Raw genomic sequence first — 18,949 nt, 5'->3', positions numbered from 1 at the left:
AGTACGCTTAGTTGTTGATTTCATAACACTCTCCAATTTACTTAAAGAAAAGTGTCAACCTTATTTAGGACGGGTCAAAGCTCACAAAAAAAGCACCATAATTATGGTGCTTTTTTGTTTTAACTTTTCGCTTAGTTCTTCATTTGGCTTTTATTAATACCGAATAAAATACTAATAGGAATAGCAAATTGAACATTGAACATTCAAATTTCTATAAGATCTAATCCATTTCTTTACGGGTAAACACCCAATCGTTACCTTTTGATAAATCTTCACTATATTCATAGCCTGCACTATTAAAGTTTTTCAAATCTTCTAACTTTGAAATTTTATTTTCAATAATGTAATTAGCCATTAGTCCACGAGCTTTTTTCGCATAGAAGCTGATCATTTTGTACTGACCATTTTTCCAGTCTTTAAAAGCAGGTGTAACAATAGTCGCCTTTAACGATTTTTTCTTCACAGACTTAAAGTATTCATTAGACGCTAAATTAATTAATACATCGTCGCCTTGTTCAGCAAGAGCAGCATTTAAATTATCTGTAATAATGTCACCCCAAAATTGATAAAGATTCGCGCCTCTATCGTTATCTAGCTTAGTACCCATTTCTAAACGATAAGCTTGAACCAAATCTAAAGGTTTTAATAAACCATATAAGCCAGACAATATTCTTAAATGTTGCTGAGCAAAATCAAAAGACTCTTCACTAAAATCATAAGCTTGCAAGCCTGTATAAACATCGCCACTAAAAGCAAGTACAGCTTGCTTGGCATTTTCAGGTGTAAAAGGTAATGACCACTCACCAAAACGAGCAGCGTTTAAACCTGCAAGTTGATCACTAATACTCATTAATGATGAAAGATCAGCAGGCGTTAACTTTACGCAACGATTAATAAGCTCCTGACTGTGCTCCAATAAATCTGATTGAGTAAATTTATTTGTTGGTGATGGCGTTTCAAAATCTAATTTTTTTGCAGGAGAAACAACAATTAACATGATAAGACCTTGGTTTTAAAGCGTTTAAAATAACAGATATTATTCACTATAACATAGCTACAGGCTTATTTTTATTAACTTTAACTAAAACTTGTTAGTAATTTTTACAGCTTAAGCATTAGATTTTTTAGTTGATAATGAACACTATTCATTAAAAATAAAATATGATTAAAATTCAAACAGTTAAATCAGATCGATTAAATTAAATATTTCACTTATTGAAAACTTATGATATTAAAAAGAGGCTGTTGTATAAAAAGGAGCATTTCATGAGCACACATCAAGAAGTACTAGATACGCAACCAAAATCAACTAAAAGCAATAACAAAAGAAAATGGCGTGAAATTGAGTTATTAAAAGATCAACACCAGCTAGAAAAAGAGCTCAGAGCATTAGATAATCCTTTAGATTATATGCTCGATGATTATTAACCTTCATTTAGGTTAAATTCACTCTTTACTAAAACTCGGTTTAACCGAGTTTTTTATTGTTAAAAAAAGACTCCTAATGACTTATAAAAAACCTCCTGCTCATCTTAAAAATCAATCTGGTTTTGGTACAACTAATGCAAAAATACAAGTCTATATAGAGACCCCCCCACCATTACCTGAATACCAAGAATTAAGCTTAATAAAACCTTTAGAAGTGAATGATGTTGCAAGAATAGAACAATTAACAGGTAATCACTGGCGTAAAATATTTAACGTTTTTGCTAAGCTATTATTTGAATACTCCCCTAATAACTTTACTACTTGGCAATCATTACGCGATGAATATTTGCTGCAAGTACAAAGTAATGAGCAGCTGATCTTTTCACCCATTAGTTACGAAGAAATAATAACAAAGAAAGATGATCAAAGTTATAACGTAATTAGCATAATTATGGGTAAAACCTACGCAAATAAGTTAGGTATAGATGAGTATTGTTATTGGCTATCTGAAAATTTTGCTATTAATACTAAAAAAAGAATTATTATTTGCCCCTATTTTGATTACAGGCAGTTATCAAATATTAAAATAACTCAGCTAGTACAATTAATAAAACAATTAGAGGCCTAAACATTAAGCCTCTGTCTAACCTTAATGTTTAGAACTAGTCTAGTATTAGCTATAAATTAAAGTTATCCCTGAAATATATTCAGGGATTTTCTTATACTTTAACTTTCATCCGGTGTATTTGTATTAACCGGTTCTATTGCTTCATCGGTTACAATAGGATTTTCGACTTCAATGCGATCTACACGTTGTAAGCCTCTTGGAAGCTTGCTGCCACGACGACCACGTTCACCTCTGTAGTGTTCAACATCTGAAGGTTTAAGCGTTAACTTACGCTTACCAGCGTGTAAAGTAATGGCACTGGTTGGTTGGATTACTTCAATAATAGTTAAAAACTCTTCTCTTGCTTTTGCCCGAGCTGAAGGAATATTGATAATTTTATTCCCCTTACCTTTGCTTAGCACCGGCAAATCTTTTACTGGGAATAAAAGCATTCTACCTTCACTGGTTATAGCAAGAACAAGTGCTGTATCTGTATTACTTATCACCTTCGGCAACATAACTTTAGCCGAAGCAGGTAAACTTAATAATGCTTTACCATTTTTATTCCTGCTAAGCATGTCTTCAAATGAACCAACAAAGCCATAACCGGCATCACTGCTTAGCAAGTATTTGCAATCATCATCTGCCATCAAAGTGTGCTCGAAAGTCACACCTGACGATAAACTAAAGCGCCCAGTTAATGGCTCACCTTGGCTTCTCGCTGTAGGTAAACTATGAGCTTCAGTAGCATAGGAACGACCTGATGAATCAATAAACACCACAGGTCGATTACTTCGTCCTTTAGCTGAACAAAGATATTCATCGCCCGCTTTATAACTTAAACTTAACGGATCAATATCATGACCCTTACCACATCGAGCCCAACCTTTTTCTGATACAACAACAGTTACAGGTTCGCTTGGTACTAAATCTTTTTCTGTTAATGCTTTAGATTCTTCACGCTCTACAAGAACAGAACGACGATCATCACCATATAGTTCGGCAGCTTCAAGAATTTCTTTTTTCATCAACGTATTCATACGAGCTTTCGAATTTAGCGTTTTTTCTAAATATTCACGTTCAATATTTAGTTCATCTTGTTCCGCCCGAATTTTAATTTCTTCAAGCTTAGCTAGTTGGCGTAATTTAATTTCTAGGATTGATTCGGCTTGACGATCAGACAAATCAAAACGCGACATTAATTCAGCTTTAGGATTATCATAGCCACGAATAATTTCGATAACTTCATCAATATTCAAATAGGCTACAAGTAAACCATCTAAAATATGTAAGCGTGCTAACACCTTATCGAGTCTGAACTGTAGCTTACGTCTTATCGTTTCTCGTCGATATTCAATCCATTCTTTTAAAATAGTACCTAAATTCTTAACTGACGGATTATTGTCTAATCCAATCATATTTAAGTTAACACGGTAGTTTTTTTCTAAATCTGTTGTTGCAAATAAATGCTGCATCAACTGTTCAACATCAACACGATTTGAGCGAGGTACAATAACTAAACGAGTTGGGTTTTCATGATCCGCTTCATCACGTAAATCAACCACCATTGGTAATTTCTTCGCTTGCATTTGTGCTGCTATTTGCTCAAGGATTTTCCCGCCAGAGGCCTGATGAGGCAACGAAGTTATAACAATATCGCCTTGCTCTACGTCATACACAGCACGCATTTTGATACTGCCGCGCCCGGTTTCATATATTTTAGAAATTTCAGCTTTTGGAGTAATAATTTCAGCGTCAGTTGGATAATCAGGACCTTTAACATACTCAAGTAAATCAACTGTTTCTGCTTTGGGCGTGTCAATTAAATGAATACAAGCAGCCGCGATTTCTCTAACGTTATGTGGTGGAATATCCGTTGCCATACCAACAGCAATACCTGTAATACCATTAAGCATGATATGAGGTAAACGGGCAGGAAGCGTTTTAGGCTCTCGCATAGTACCATCAAAATTAGGTACCCAATCTACAGTTCCTTGTCCTAGCTCACTTAGTAACACTTCACTAAATTTAGATAATCGAGCTTCGGTATAACGCATTGCAGCAAACGACTTAGGGTCATCTGGCGCCCCCCAGTTACCCTGACCGTCCACCAAAGGATATCGGTAAGAGAATGGTTGAGCCATTAATACCATGGCTTCGTAACAGGCTGAATCACCATGTGGATGAAACTTACCTAATACATCACCCACCGTACGCGCTGATTTTTTGTATTTTGCTAAAGCTGATAAACCCAACTCAGACATCGCATAAATAATTCGTCTTTGTACGGGTTTTAAGCCATCTCCGATATGTGGTAATGCACGATCCATTATGACGTACATTGAATAGTTTAAATAAGCTTCTTCGGTAAATTCTCGAAGGGGTTTTTGTTCAACACCGTCAAGACTATAATCGAGCATATCGGACATGAATGAGTTTCCTAAAAAGTTTCTAAAGCTGAATAACCAACTTATGATGAACTTAAGTTATTATTTTGAGCAAATGTGTACTGAATTTCTATAATGTTGCACGCTCTATTGGCTAGTTTTTTAGTCAATAAAAAGTGAAAAATCTAACTTGAATTCGGGGTAATATGTTTGTGTCTAGATTTTAATATCTTATGGTTAAACAATATAATTTTATTTATATCCCGAATTCATATCGCCTAGCTATGTAGCTTATATGATTATCGACAAAGGGAAAATACTTGATTGAATTTTTAATACATTAAGAAGGTTTTTAATGTGAAATTAAGCGTCTTGTTGATAAATTTTGATTTGCTTGCCACCACCATCTTTAATTTCATATAAAACATTCATCGCGGTATTAAGTAATAATTCAAAATTATTTAACGATTCACTCAATTCTACAATCCCTACACTCATATTCAACTGTTCGTCTATACCTACGTAATCAAATTTATAAGCAGCCACTTTAGCTTTTAAATGTTGTGCTATAGCTTTTGCCTCATCTTCAGAAGCTTCAGGTAAAACTGCAATAAATGTTGCATCCTCTAATCGACCAAAAACATCACGCGTTCTCATAGACTCAGTACCTAAAAGGGCAAATTTTTTGAGTAGTTCGTCTCCTATGTAGTCGCCATGAATATCATTTAACAACTTAAAATTATCTATTTTTATAGCAAGTAAACACAAGCCTGAACGTGCTTCAACACAACGTTTAATTGCACTTTTTCCGTGCCTGAATAATATCTTTCTATTTTTAATCCCCGTTAAAATATCCAGTTTAGAAAGTTCACGAAAGCGCTTGTTAGTTGACAACATACGTAATAGTAAAAGTACAAATATAAATACTAAAAAAATCACAATATATATATTACGACGTGTTGTTACTTCATTACTTAATGACTCATCTATTTCGAGTGTTTTCAATTCAGCTTGCTCATTAAGCAACCGGTTCAAATCTTCTTTGCGTTGGGTTTCATATTTCTCTTCTAAAGCAAAAATATGTTTATCTCTTTCATTTTTTAAATAGGTATCGTATTTAGTAATAAAAATATTTTTAGCGTCGTAAGCTTTTTTAAACTGCCCAACACCAGCATAGCTTTCAGCTAAAGTTTTATATAAATTAATAAAAGGCAGGCGACTGAGTTGGTCAGGGTTAATTTTAGCTTCAAGTGATTTTGCTCGTAAAAGGTAATTAATTGTTTGATGATGCTTATTGATACCTTGCGTATTATTAGCTTGCACAACGAGATATAAATACTGTTCAGCTGAGTTTAATTTGTCAAAATCAGCTTTGAGTTTTTCGATTAATGAAATTGCTGTTTGTGACTTCAAATCATTTAATTTAATAAGACTTTCTATTTTTGCATTTAGAGAAAAGATTGGAATATAAAAAGCCTCTTCATCTTCATTTGCCAACACGTTGAATGAAAAGAAAAGAGTAAAAAATAAAGCGGTAATAAATAAGTAAAAATTCTTAGGTTTTATGAAATGCATACTGTATTACCACCTAAAATAACAGCTTGCTGCTTCAGAGTTTTAGTTGTTTTAATTAGTGACTCATAAGACTCAACAGAAAAATCATTATTACTCATACCGATACTTACTGATACGACTTTCAAGCCGTATTTGTCCCAAGACTTTCTATAAATTGTATTATGTATTCCATTCGCTACACTTTCAGCTTTAACCGCACTAGTATTTGGTAAGAACACGATAAACTCATTACTCGAATACCTTCCACAAAGCGCATTTTCTCCAATAATATTCAATATAATTAATGAGATTTCAATTAAAATACTGTTACCAATTTCATAGCCTTTCACTTGGTTTATATTGGTAAAGTTATCTACTTTGATAAGCATTACATTAAACTCATTAGCAATCGCTTGATTATATGCACTGGAGCCAGCCAATAAAATACTTTGGCGGTTAGGTATATCTGTTAAATGATCTGAACCTCTGCTATCAAGTAATTTTTTTCGATTTTTTAAGTTAACAGAATAAAACCACACTAAACTCAACATAGTAAAAATACAGATAATGATATAAAAAGTCCGTTCTTGATAACTCTCATTAACTTCTTTTAATGCCTGTAATTGTATAAGGCGTTTTTTTTCTAATGCTTTTGCTTGTATCTCATGTTGCTTACTTTCATACTCAATTCGCATTCCCTCTAGGGCATAAAAATTATTACGGTTATTTATTTCCAAAACATTTTCATGGTATTGGTTTTGCGCTTGATAAGCTTCTTGGTAAAAACCCTGATTATAAAAAATTTCTGATTTTATGCGCAAGATTTCTTGATATGAATATGTACGAATATGCTCATCTTGCTCAGACAACATCTCTTCAGCATAGTTAATAGCATTCATCGCCTCTTTATATCTTTCTAAATGATTTAAAATATCAGCTTTGTTAATCCCAATAAGTATTTCTGAACTAGGCTCCTTCACTAAATCAAGGTATTTTTCTGCACTAATAATATATTTATAAGCTGTATTAGGGTCACTTAAGGGTTTATTTAAATAGGCTTGTGCTAGTTTGGAATACATATTAGATAGGTTAAAGAAAACACCATTTTTTTTAGCTTTGATTATCATTTCTTCATACAAAGAAATTGCTGATAAATACTCCTTACTTTTTGCGTGTGTAATAGCTATATTCTGTATAGCTCTTGTAACTAAATATGATTCATTTGCCTTAATAAAATAAGTTTTCGCATTCTCATAAAACTCTTGTACTTTACTTTCTAACTGAAAATGACTGTAAAGCGACCCTAATTCAAAATAAACTAATCCTAGAGACTTATCATCCTTGAGCTTTTGAGCTAACAATAAGGCTTCATTAAGTAGAATTAAAGATCGTTGAAACCTCTCATTGCCATAATCTATAGCACCTAAGTTTATCAAACTAATAATAACAACCTTATCGTCATCCAAAGATTCAGCTATTTCTAATGCCGACAAATAATCTTGTATAGCAGGTTCTGAGTTACCTAAATTGTCATAAGAGTAACCTCTTAAATTAAGTAGTTCTGCCATATTAATATTCGGATGAGAAAGCTTTTTAGTTTGGTTTAGACCGTCATTAGCTGCTTCTTTAGCTAAATGATATTCCATTTTTATTATATAAAGCTCTGCTTGTAGTTTTTTAAAACTAATACGTTCTTCTATACGAAAATCAGGTAGGTATTTCTCATAAAATTTGGCGAGTTTAATGGCAGTAACTAAATCATTTTTTTGTAATGACTCTATCTTTGTCATTATTTCGTCAAACTTTAAGGGTGAAAGTTCATTTGAGAGGCTTTGCAATGGGATCAACAAAAAAGAACACAGCATAAGTAGAATGTGTATTCTTTTTAGTAATTTTATTTTGGTTTTTATAAAATGATGAAGCAAATATAAAACTATTAACAAGTTAGCCAGCGCTCTAGTATAAAACGAATTAGAACATACAAGAAGTGCTTATTTGATCTGTTTAGTTTTCCTTATAATTTACCTGTACTTTCCTTTAGAAATAAAATACTTATATAAACATTTTCATACAAAAAACAACTAAGCTAAGTATTAATTAACGCTCATAGCATTAACTAAAGTAAGGTCTACATCCGCCCCGCCTCCTTTTTTCGAGCGTTATAAAAAGGTAACTATGCTATAACGAGTTAACAGCAAAGACTGTTTACAAGGCAATAAGTAGATTAGTAATAATCCATATTACCTTAACAGACCTTAACTCTAAGAAATTTTAGGCTGAGATAACCCTAACGTCTGAAAAAATTCACTAACAAACAGCTCAGTATCCGCAAAGTTATCACGAAATACATAATTGAATTTATTCAGCTAAATTTTTCAAAAGGCTACATGCTCAACTAAACGCTTCAAAGCCTTATCCATAAAAAATCATTTGCATAAAATTATTCAGACAAAAAATTTAACTCTTATTTGCTGGGTGTATACTGTGGCAACAGAACATCATACTCAGCACCCAATCCCTTATCTATTTGAGGTGCTCAAAAGAAATGGTTTAACAAAATTGTTATGAAAGAAATCGGTTTAAAACAAATAAATCAACGTTACTTTACTCAGCAGACCCATAGTGCAATTGAAGACTATGTCATTATTGAAGAACCTTTGTTAATTTCTTTATACTACCTAGATGCCGATTCAAACGATTATAAAACCACTGATTTAACTGTTGTTATGCGAACACCAGGTAAAGATACCCAGCTCGTCATCGGCTTCTTATTTAACGAACAAATTATTAATTTAGAAAAAGATATTCTCAACATAAAAATTAATGATGAATCACAAAATAATAATCATGTTATCGTTAAATTAGCAGCGTCAGTAAAACCAAACTGGCAAAAAATAACTCGCGCTTTCGCCAGCCAATCAAGTTGTGGGATTTGTGGTAAAACATCTCTAAATAGTTTAGCGATTAGCATTGAAAGTATTATAAATAACGAAAACGCTTGGCTAAAAAGTGCTGATATTATAACGCTTGCTAACGACCTTAAATCTCATCAACCGCTATTTCAGCAAACGGGCGGAGTACATGGTGCAGGTTATGTTGTAAATAATAAGTGGCGCTGTGTTTATGAAGATGTAGGTCGTCATAACGCCGTTGATAAAGTGATTGGCGATATAATTATTAACAATAAACATGACGAAAAATCGATACTCGTTTTAAGTGGTCGTATTAGTTTTGAATTAATGCAAAAGGCCATTACAGCCGCTATACCTGTAATTGTAGCCATTGGTGCTCCATCAAGCTTAGCTATTTCGGCGGCAATACAATTTAATATCACCTTAATTGGCTTTACTAAAAACAATCAATTTAATGTTTACCATGGCAACCATCGCATCGATTACGATACCTCTGCGCACGATGCTATTAAATAAGGTAATACCAAGATGACAGTAAAAAAATATACCGGTCACGCAGGTGGTTGGGGCGCTTTAAAAAGTACCGCTACCCATTTATTAAAAAGTGACAACATTGCTAAAAACATTAAAAACCTTCTTAAAACTAATCAAGACCATGGCTTTGATTGCCCTGGTTGTGCATGGGGTGAAAAAGACGAACCAGGTCGGTTCCGTTTTTGTGAAAATGGCGCAAAGGCCGTTAACTGGGAAGCAACCTCACGTCGTGTAGATAGAACTTTTTTCAAAGAACATTCCGTTAGTTGGCTAAGAAAGCAAACCGGTTACTTTTTAGAATACCAAGGTCGATTAGCAGAACCTGTTATATACAATGCTGAAACAGATCACTACGACGCTATTTCTTGGGATGATGCTTTCTCTGTAATTGCTAAACATTTGAATGAGCTAGAAGATCCAAACCAAGCTGAATTTTATACATCAGGTAGAGCCAGCAACGAAGCCGCCTTTTTATATCAATTATTTGTGCGAAAATTTGGTACCAATAATTTCCCTGATTGCTCTAACATGTGTCACGAAGCTAGCGGTGTCGCATTAAAAGAATCTATCGGCATTGGTAAAGGCACAGTTAGAATTGAGGACTTCGAACACGCTGACGGTATATTTGTTTTTGGGCAAAACCCTGGGACTAATCACCCTAGAATGTTAGATACCCTTAGTCATGCATCTCGTCGAGGTGCAAAGATCGTGACTTTTAACCCTTTAAAAGAAAGAGGCTTAGAGCGTTTCGCCAACCCACAATCCGCCGTAGAAATGATTTCTGGTGGCGCAACAACCATTTCACATCATTACTTCACACCTAATTTAGGTGGTGATATGGCCTGTGTGCGTGGCATGGTTAAAGTATTATTAGAACGTCATAACCTTGCTCAAAAAAACACGAATAAAGCTCAACAAAGTGTATTTGATCTCGATTTTATACAAGCCCATACCCAAGGCTTAGATGAATATTTGCAATTAGTTGCTGATACATCGTGGCAACATATTATTGAGCAATCGGGGCTTACTCTTGAGCAAATAACGCAAGCAACTGACGTTTATCAACAATCAAAAAATGTCATTATTACTTGGGCAATGGGCATTACTCAGCACAAACATTCAGTTGCTACTATTCAGGAAATTACCAACTTACAACTACTCTTTGGGCAAATAGGAAAGCCTGGTGCGGGTTTATGTCCTGTTCGAGGTCATTCGAATGTTCAAGGTGACCGAACCATGGGCATTAATGAGAAACCTGACGATAAGTTCTTAGATAATTTAGCTAAAGTGTTTTCATTCACTCCGCCGAAAGAAAGTGGCCATAATGTGGTTGAAGCTATTGAAGCTATGCTTTCAGGTAAAAGTAAGGTGTTTATTGCCTTAGGTGGCAACTTTGTTTCGGCGACGCCTGACACTACATTTACCGAGCAAGCGCTCACTAACTGTAAGCTTACTGTAAATATAGCAACCAAATTGAACCAAACACATTTATATCCAGGGAAAACCTCTCTAATTCTACCTTGTTTAGGAAGAACAGATATTGATTTACAAGGCAGTGGGGAGCAATCAGTTACGGTTGAAGATTCATTTTCTATGGTACATAAATCAAAAGGTGTAGTCGGTTCTAATACCGAAAACATGCGTTCTGAACCTGCCATTATCGCAGGTATCGCTCATGCAACCTTAGGTAATACACCTGTTGAATGGCTTCGACTTGCTAGTAATTATGATTTGATCAGAAACTATATCGCGCAAACACTTCCAGAATTTAGCAAGATGAATGAGCGACTTGCCCATCCCGGTGGATTCTATTTAGGTAATAGCGCAGCCGAATTATCTTGGAATACCGATTCTCAAAAAGCTCAAATCAGCTCGAATCCATTACCTGAAGATATTATACCGGCTTCAATTAGAGCGCTAAGCAATAATCGAATATTCTTACTACAAACCCTGCGTTCCCATGATCAATATAACACCACGGTTTATGGCTTTGAAGACAGATACAGAGGCATCAGTGGCGAGCGAAATATTATATTAATGAACCCAAGCGATATATCCGATTTAGCATTAGCGAATGAAGATTTAGTCGATGTAGAAAGCTTATGGACTGATGATATTGAAAGAAAAATCTACGGGTTTAAATTAGTATCGTACGACATTCCAAAAGGTAATATAGCCGCTTACTTCCCTGAAGCTAATCCTTTAGTTGCTTTGCAAAACAAAGGTGATAGAAGTGATACGCCAGCGTCGAAGTCTATTGCAGTGATCATAAAAAAAGCAGAGCAGTCTAATAGAATAATCACAACAGCTTTGCCACTCAATGGTAAAAATTTGTCACCAAATAACATTTAGTGAAACTACAAAATAACAATTATGAATACCACGAGTAAATTAATAGCAGTTTGTACGACAAGCGGAAATACAACATCGTTGTAGTTAAGTTAGCTTCAAACTATGAGCTCAATCGCGCAACGCAATACATTAATTAAATAACTCTACTTGTGTCTCATAGACTAAGATTTTTCTTGGTCTTTCGTTAACTGTCAACGAACTTAGTCCATTAAACTGTACTATTTAATTAACTCACATAAACTACCTAAGATAGTAACAAAGCCTAGTATTATTAGTTTGTCTGGCGGTCGTAATCGCAATCCCCCTTCATTGAAGTTGCTAATTAAAACTTAGTAAAAGATCACGTTGAATTCAATTTAGAATCGGTGTCCAGTTTATTATTTTACTAGCGCATCGATCTTTTTATGAAAAGCAAACGTATTATTATCATTAACTATAGCTTTTGATTGATTTTTTTAGGTATGACTAAATTAGCTTTAATAGATAATCCGATGCTCTACTTTGGCAAAAAGTTATTATCTTTATGGGCATGGTTGACTTTATTTTATGGATTTTTTCTATCAGACGCTCATTGAGTGAATAGATGGCCAACTAACTTAAATTAAAACGACTTAGCAATTGATTTAATAGCAAATATTATCAAATAAAGTAACAGGTTGTATTGCCCTTTTATAATTCTTTAGCTATCTTTTAAAGTTAAGTTGGTGATTGACTGAATAACAATAAATTTAACAGGGAAAGTAATGAAGTACGATGAAACAATTCTTTTTATAGAGAATGATGATAGCACCCGCAAAATTTATTCAGATTTTTTTCGTGGAATATTTGCCACCGTTATTGAAGCGTCTAATGGACGTGAAGGCATATCAAAATTTATCACCCACAGACCGAGCTTAGTAATAACTGAAATTCAGCTACCTCAAATGAATGGTCCTGAATTAATAAAAGAAATTCGTAAAAACGATAGTAAAACCCCTGTTATTGTATTTAGTGCCGATATTGAAGAAGACTTTATTTTAGATACTATTAAAGAACATATAAATGGCTTTATTAGTAAACCAACAACCAACAAAAAGTTACTTCAAGTTATTGATGATATTTTATCTGTTGGAAAACACCAAGAAGCCCCTCTTCAACCAAAAATATTAGGCGATAGTTTAACCGTATTCAGCGAATACGACGAAGAACCTATACAAGATAATAATAGCCTTATGGTAGTGGGCATAGGTTCAAGTGCAGGTGGGTTAGAAGCTCTAACAACGTTAATCAAAGGGTTACCTAAAAACAACAATACCGCCTATATTATCGCCCAACATTTGAGTCCTAAACACAATACTATGTTGGTAGAGTTGCTTTCGAGAGAGAGCACCTTAATGATTAAGGAAGCAGAAAATAATGAAACGCTTGAGAGTGACGTTTTCTACATTACTCCACCTAATAAAAACGTTGAGATAAATAGTAATAATCAAATTGTTTTGTCACAACCAGAAAAACATTCTTTCCTTCCAAAACCATCTGTAAATCAATTATTCATTTCAATTGCCAAATATAAAAAAGAAAAGTCTGTAGGCATTATCTTATCTGGAACAGGTTCTGATGGATGCCAGGGTATGCGGGCAATCAACTCTGAAGGTGGAATCACCATAGTACAAGAGCCAAAAACGGCTAAATACGATGGTATGCCAATGGCTGCAATTAATGGTTCAGTTGTCGACATCTTAATTGAAGCAAGTAAAATTGGAGAAGAATTGGTCGCATTAGCCAACTTCCCGCGTAATAAAGTATTGAAGAAGCATCAAGTATCACCACCTAATGACCATATTTCTATTATTTTCGCTCTACTCCATAAAATTAAACAGGTAGATTTTTCTGTTTATAAAAAAGCCACTATTGGCCGTCGAATTGAGCGACGAATGGTTGCCTTAAAAGTACCAACATTGGGCGAGTATGTTGCTTTAATTGAAAGAGATGAACAAGAAGTTGAATTACTATATAAAGATATTTTAATTGGCGTTACCAGTTTCTTTCGTGACAGAGAAGCATACGATTCAGTAGAAAGTTTATTAGATAAATACCTCGATGAAATTCCAGAGTCAAAAGAAATTAGAATTTGGATGCCAGGCTCCTCTACAGGTGAAGAGGCATATTCTGTTGCGATTATAGTGAACGAGTTATTGAACGATCGTCAACAAGAAATAGATATAAAAATATTTGCAACGGATATTGATGAAGATGCCTTAAAAACTGCGCGCCGAGGTATTTATAGTCAAGCTTCTGTAACGGAAGTGTCAGACTCATATATAAAAGACTATTTTACTATTACCGATAATGAGTTTGAGGTTAAGAAAACCTTACGTAAGAGTATAGTATTCTCCTATCATAATCTTTTAGCTGATCCACCATTTAAAGATTTAGATCTTATTGTCTGTCGAAATTTACTTATCTATTTTAACCTTGATGCGCAAAAATGGATCATGCCTTCATTCCATTATGCCCTGAAAACAAACGCACTACTTTTTCTTGGAAAATCTGAAAATGCCACTAATTTTGAGCACCTTTTCACGCCGGTTGATAAATCAAATAAAATCTTTAAAACTGTAGCCTATTCAAAGAAAAACTATTCAGCTATAACTGTTCGCCCTCCAAAATATGTTAAATACCCAGAGGAAGAACAATCTAAAACATCAGAAGATACGCCATTACAAGAAACTATAGCAACGGAAGCTGCAAAGCTATTATTACCAAACATCATAGTAACCAACGAACAACTTGATGTGGTATATAAAAAAGGAAACCTCGATTTTGTTTCTATTCCGGAAGGCTATGTTTCGTACAATTTATATAAAATTGTTGATTCTCGTTTAGCTATTGATTTAAGAAAATTGTTCAGCTCTGCTAAACGTGGATTTGGTGTTAACTCAAGTAGCTATATTCCACTCCCACAAAAAGATGGAAAACCTCGACTGATAAAAGTTCACCTTGTGCCTATTTTAAATGGCCGTAATCAGATGTATCTTTTTTATTTTCAGAGTATCTCTGTTGAAGATTTACCGCTCATTAATACTAATTCTGATGAAATAGTGGTTTCCTCTTCAACTCATGAATTAGAGTTTGAGTTGCAACGTACCAAAGAACACATGCAAACCTTAGTAGAAGAGTTAGAAACCTCTAATGAGGAATTACAATCATCTAATGAAGAATTGCAAAGTGCTAACGAAGAATTACAAGCTACCAATGAAGAAATGGAAACAAGTAATGAAGAGCTTCAATCAACAAATGAAGAACTTCACACTGCATACGCAGAACTTAAAGAAATGTTTAATGAAAATACCACGATTAAAGAAAAACATAGCTTGCTTAATCGTCGTTACGAGTCTGTTTTAGAAAATATACACGAAGGTGTAATTATTACTAATCTACAGGGCATGATTCTTAAAACGAATCACGCGATGCAAAAATATACTGGTCTATCAAAAGAACAGTTACTCGCAAAAAACTGGTTTGAATTATACCCTATTGAAAATAACAGCCGCATACTCAACAGACAGAAAGAACTAACAGAGAAAGGAGCCTTTGGCCCTTACATCATAGAGTTACAGTCTAAGAAGAATATTAAAACTATACTGAGTGTTGAAGATTATCTTAGTCGAGACGAATTAGGTAATACACAAATATGGTCGTTTGCTTCAGATATATCTACAGAACGAAACGCCCTCGCAGAATTATCACTTAGTCAGCAAAAATATAAAGCAACATTTGATAATGCAAATATAGGTATAAGCCATGTTTCATTAGATGGAGAATGGATTTCTATCAACAATGCATTATCTCAAATGTTGGGATATACCCAAGAAGAATTATTAGCTAAAACGTTTCAGGAAATAACATACCCTGAAGATCTTGAAGCAGATTTAGAGCTAGTTAAGCAACTTATAAATGGTGAAAGAAATTCATATAAATTGGAAAAACGCTATTACAAAAAGGGTGGCCAGATTTTCTGGGCAATGCTTTATGTTGCTATAGTAAGAGAAAATAATAAACCATTGTATTTTATCTCTGTCATTGAGGATATTGATAGCCAAAAACAATCAACGCTAGACAATATGCAAGCAAAAATGGTTTTCAATTCCACCCAAGAAAGCATTGTCATAACCGATAAAGAGACAAGGGTTATTAATGTTAATCCTGCATTTGAGAGCATAACAGGTTATTCTCTCGATGAAATTAAAGGTAAAAAAATTAGCCTTTTAAAATCAGAACAACACAGCAATGAGTTCTACAATGAGATAGAGCGTTCATACAAACAAAGTGGTTTTTGGTCAGGTGAAGTGATCAATAAAGCCAAAAATGGCGACCTTTTCCCTGTTTTTCTTAATATTAGCGCCGTTAAAGATAATGATGGTCATATTATTCAATACATCGCGGTAATAACCGACATATCTATTATCAAACAATCACAAGATAAAATAAAATATCTTGCTAATCATGATTCATTAACGGGTTTACCTAATCGTACATTATTTGCAGATCGTTTAGAGCATGCACTACAAGAATCACGCCGTTCTAAAAAACAGCTAGCTATTTTATTTATTGATTTAGACCGCTTTAAAATTGTAAACGATGGCCTAGGGCATAGCGTTGGTGATGCTGTCTTAATTGAGGTTGCTAAACGCTTCTCTGGTGTATTACGTTCATGTGATACCGTTGCGAGAATCGGTGGCGATGAATTTATTATTATTCTTCAAGATTTAGATTCTGCATTAAATGCGTCAAAAGTGGCACTTAGTTTAATTCAATCAGTTAAAGAAGAAATCATTGTTGATGAACATAAAGTTACAGTCGGAGCTAGCATAGGGATCAGTATTTATCCAAATGATGGGCATTCTGCTGACGAGTTAATTCGCCAAGCAGATATTGCTATGTATGATGCCAAAGAGAATGGCCGAAATATGTATCGCTATATTTCAGAAGAACTCTCTTCAGTTGCTTTTGAGAAAGCGTCGATGGAAAGCTCAATACGAGAAGGATTAAATAACGATGAATTTGAAGTCTATTTTCAGCCGATTATAGACTTAGAAACAATGAAGGTATCGCATCTTGAAGCCTTAATCAGGTGGAATCATCCTAAACTTGGCCTAGTAATGCCAAATAAGTTTATTCCTCTTGCTGAAGAATCAGATTTAATTACTGAAATTACAAAATATGTTGTATTTAAGGTAATGAATACCATTAACGACTTGAATACAGTTAACCAATATCAATGTAAAATCGCCATTAACTTTTCGTTGAAAGATTTAGAGAGTGATTCACTCTTCTCCATATTTAAAAAATATTTACGACAATTTAAAATTGATGGAAGTGCTATTTCTCTCGAAATTACCGAAAGAAAAGTTATAGTATCAAATGAGCAAAACCAGCAACATTTAGAACGTTATAAAAAATTAAATGTCTCTTTTTCGATGGATGATTTTGGTACCGGTTATTCAAACTTAGGTTATCTTATTAATAAACCTTTCGACATCTTAAAAATTGACCGTTCTTTTATCTCTCGAATTGGCGAAGAAAGCAAATCAGAAGAAGTAGTAAAAGCCACTATTTCAATTGCCAATGCATTAGGTTTAAAAACAGTTGCTGAAGGAGTAGAAACAAAAGAACAATATGATTTTGTGGCTAGTCATAACTGTGATTTTATTCAAGGTTATTATTTTCAAACACCCAAGCCAATTAGTAAATTACTTGATTATTTACAAGATAATAAGAATAAAGAGACTAAGGGTTAAATTAAAAAAGGGGTCTGTGCAAACACCGGCTTAACGTTATAAAACAATGTAAAGGCTCGCATTTTATTTAATTTAGAATGGGAGCCTTTTTTATTTTGCAGAAGCCAGAACAAAACCCTACATGAAACATCGCATATTAAGCTCAAATCGACTGCTTTAACTGATAATGTCTTCTAATTATTTTTAACTTCACAGTTTTCACTATGGCAGATATTAATGTTGCCGAACTCTACTTTATCTTTTGCTAATAGTAATTGAAGATCTTCTTTACGTTGCTTTCTTATCTGTTGATATCAACAACCACACGACCACGAATAGTGCCTGCCAGTAACGCTTCAGCTGTAGGTATTACTTCACTCAACCCTATTTCAGTCGAAATATCTTCAAATACTTGTGGATCTAAAATATCAGCAAGTCGCTCCCAAGCTTCAATGCGATCTGCAATAGGTCGCATTACACTGTCAATACCAGCTAACGTAACACCGCGTAGAATAAAAGGTGCAACTGAAGCTGGTAAGTCCATGCCTTGGGCTAAACCACAAGCAGCAACAGTACCGCCGTATTGCATACTGGCACAAACATTAGCTAAGGTATGACTTCCTGCAGAATCAACTGCTCCTGCCCAGCTTTCTTTTGCAAGCGGGCGACCAGGCTCTGACAAGGCTTTTCGATCAATAACATCTGAAGCACCTAATTTTTTAAGGTATTCTGCTTGGTCAACTCTACCCGTTGAAGCAACAACGTGATAACCCAACTTTGCTAAAATCGCGATTGAAAAACTACCTACACCACCGTTAGCACCTGTCACTAAAATTTTACCTTTGTCTGGCGTAACACCATTCTTTTCAAGAGCAATAACACAAAGCATTGCAGTATAGCCGGCTGTGCCAATAGCCATTGCTTGGCGTGGTGAAAATTCTTGAGGTAATGGAATTAACCATTCGCTTTTTAAACGTGCTTTTTGAGCCAAACCACCACAGTGAGTTTCACCCACACCAAAACCATTAAGTAACACTTGATCGCCAACGCTAAATTTATCACTTTCACTGTGTTCAACAGTCCCTACTAAATCAATGCCAGGAACCATAGGAAACTTTCTTACTACTGGAGCTTTGCCAGTAATAGCTAATGCGTCTTTATAGTTAATTGTGCTATGAGAAACATTAACAATAACATCCCCTTCAGGTAATACACTTTCATCAATATCTTTAACAGCGGCTCGGTAACCTTGGTCATCTTTTTCAATTAAAATACCATTAAACATCTTGCTCTCCTTATTTAGACTGATCGTCTATAAATAGTAAAAAAAATATTAGGGCGACTAAATAACCTGAAAACTGAATAAGCAATTATGCCTAATATTGTTATTTAACCGTCAATCTGCGTTGGTTTTAT

At 34.4% G+C, this 18,949-nt stretch carries 10 protein-coding genes; 5 read left to right on the top strand and 5 right to left on the bottom strand.

Features of this window, described 5'->3' with window-relative positions:
* Positions 1-220: 220 nt before the first annotated feature.
* The gene (yaaA, locus tag Q5N69_RS02835) at positions 221-997 is read right to left on the bottom strand and encodes a peroxide stress protein YaaA (RefSeq protein WP_304367328.1); all 777 of its coding nucleotides are present in this window, start codon (positions 995-997) and stop codon (positions 221-223) included.
* Positions 998-1,266: 269 nt separating this feature from the next.
* On the opposite strand from yaaA, the gene Q5N69_RS02830 reads away from it, so the two are divergent.
* Together Q5N69_RS02830 and Q5N69_RS02825 are read left to right on the top strand one after the other, a co-directional pair.
* Entirely contained in the window at positions 1,267-1,428 is a 162-nt protein-coding gene (locus tag Q5N69_RS02830; RefSeq protein ID WP_304367327.1) for a DUF3545 family protein, read from the top strand.
* 76 nt (positions 1,429-1,504) lie between these two features.
* Positions 1,505-2,056, top strand: coding sequence for a hypothetical protein (locus Q5N69_RS02825; protein ID WP_304367326.1), 552 nt, complete (start codon positions 1,505-1,507; stop codon positions 2,054-2,056).
* A 98-nt stretch (positions 2,057-2,154) separates the two neighbouring features.
* Here the strand turns inward: Q5N69_RS02825 and parC are convergent, their stop codons facing one another.
* From parC to Q5N69_RS02810, 3 genes are all read right to left on the bottom strand, one after another.
* Positions 2,155-4,464 (bottom strand): DNA topoisomerase IV subunit A, encoded by a 2,310-nt coding sequence (parC, locus tag Q5N69_RS02820; RefSeq protein ID WP_304367325.1) that lies wholly within the window; start codon positions 4,462-4,464, stop codon positions 2,155-2,157.
* Between the two features lie 321 nt (positions 4,465-4,785).
* A complete protein-coding gene (locus tag Q5N69_RS02815) occupies positions 4,786-5,997 on the bottom strand; it encodes a GGDEF domain-containing protein (RefSeq protein WP_304367324.1) in 1,212 nt (403 codons plus the stop codon).
* The gene (locus Q5N69_RS02810) at positions 5,985-7,766 is read right to left on the bottom strand and encodes a diguanylate cyclase (protein WP_304367323.1); all 1,782 of its coding nucleotides are present in this window, start codon (positions 7,764-7,766) and stop codon (positions 5,985-5,987) included. Before Q5N69_RS02810 ends, Q5N69_RS02815 begins: the two co-directional genes overlap by 13 nt.
* A 774-nt stretch (positions 7,767-8,540) precedes the next feature.
* Here Q5N69_RS02810 and fdhD point away from each other — a divergent pair.
* The 3 genes from fdhD to Q5N69_RS02795 all read left to right on the top strand — a co-directional run bounded on the left by fdhD (position 8,541) and on the right by Q5N69_RS02795 (position 17,554).
* On the top strand, positions 8,541-9,404 hold the full coding sequence (gene fdhD / locus Q5N69_RS02805) for a formate dehydrogenase accessory sulfurtransferase FdhD (RefSeq protein ID WP_304367322.1): 864 nt from the start codon (positions 8,541-8,543) through the stop codon (positions 9,402-9,404).
* A gap of 12 nt (positions 9,405-9,416) precedes the next feature.
* Positions 9,417-11,774: an FdhF/YdeP family oxidoreductase gene (locus Q5N69_RS02800; RefSeq protein WP_304367321.1), complete on the top strand. Its 2,358-nt coding sequence runs from the start codon at positions 9,417-9,419 to the stop codon at positions 11,772-11,774.
* Between the two features lie 743 nt (positions 11,775-12,517).
* Entirely contained in the window at positions 12,518-17,554 is a 5,037-nt protein-coding gene (locus tag Q5N69_RS02795; protein WP_304367320.1) for an EAL domain-containing protein, read from the top strand.
* Positions 17,555-17,834: 280 nt separating this feature from the next.
* Here the strand turns inward: Q5N69_RS02795 and Q5N69_RS02790 are convergent, their stop codons facing one another.
* Positions 17,835-18,818: an MDR family oxidoreductase gene (locus Q5N69_RS02790; RefSeq protein WP_304367319.1), complete on the bottom strand. Its 984-nt coding sequence runs from the start codon at positions 18,816-18,818 to the stop codon at positions 17,835-17,837.
* Positions 18,819-18,949: the final 131 nt, after the last annotated feature.

The sequence above is a fragment of the Pseudocolwellia sp. AS88 genome (assembly GCF_030551755.1).
Classification (GTDB): Bacteria; Pseudomonadota; Gammaproteobacteria; order Enterobacterales; family Alteromonadaceae; genus Pseudocolwellia.
The sequence above is the reverse complement of the archived record's forward strand: the minus strand, read 5'-3'. Positions and strand labels throughout refer to the sequence as shown.

What these genes read in the sequence shown, in the direction of transcription:
- yaaA (WP_304367328.1), bottom strand. Translation starts at nt 997, where the DNA reads ATGTTAATTGTTGTTTCTCCTGCAAAAAAATTAGATTTTGAAACGCCA.
- Q5N69_RS02830 (WP_304367327.1), top strand. Translation starts at nt 1,267, where the DNA reads ATGAGCACACATCAAGAAGTACTAGATACGCAACCAAAATCAACTAAA.
- Q5N69_RS02825 (WP_304367326.1), top strand. Translation starts at nt 1,505, where the DNA reads ATGACTTATAAAAAACCTCCTGCTCATCTTAAAAATCAATCTGGTTTT.
- parC (WP_304367325.1), bottom strand. Translation starts at nt 4,464, where the DNA reads ATGTCCGATATGCTCGATTATAGTCTTGACGGTGTTGAACAAAAACCC.
- Q5N69_RS02815 (WP_304367324.1), bottom strand. Translation starts at nt 5,997, where the DNA reads ATGCATTTCATAAAACCTAAGAATTTTTACTTATTTATTACCGCTTTA.
- Q5N69_RS02810 (WP_304367323.1), bottom strand. Translation starts at nt 7,766, where the DNA reads ATGACAAAGATAGAGTCATTACAAAAAAATGATTTAGTTACTGCCATT.
- fdhD (WP_304367322.1), top strand. Translation starts at nt 8,541, where the DNA reads ATGAAAGAAATCGGTTTAAAACAAATAAATCAACGTTACTTTACTCAG.
- Q5N69_RS02800 (WP_304367321.1), top strand. Translation starts at nt 9,417, where the DNA reads ATGACAGTAAAAAAATATACCGGTCACGCAGGTGGTTGGGGCGCTTTA.
- Q5N69_RS02795 (WP_304367320.1), top strand. Translation starts at nt 12,518, where the DNA reads ATGAAGTACGATGAAACAATTCTTTTTATAGAGAATGATGATAGCACC.
- Q5N69_RS02790 (WP_304367319.1), bottom strand. Translation starts at nt 18,818, where the DNA reads ATGTTTAATGGTATTTTAATTGAAAAAGATGACCAAGGTTACCGAGCC.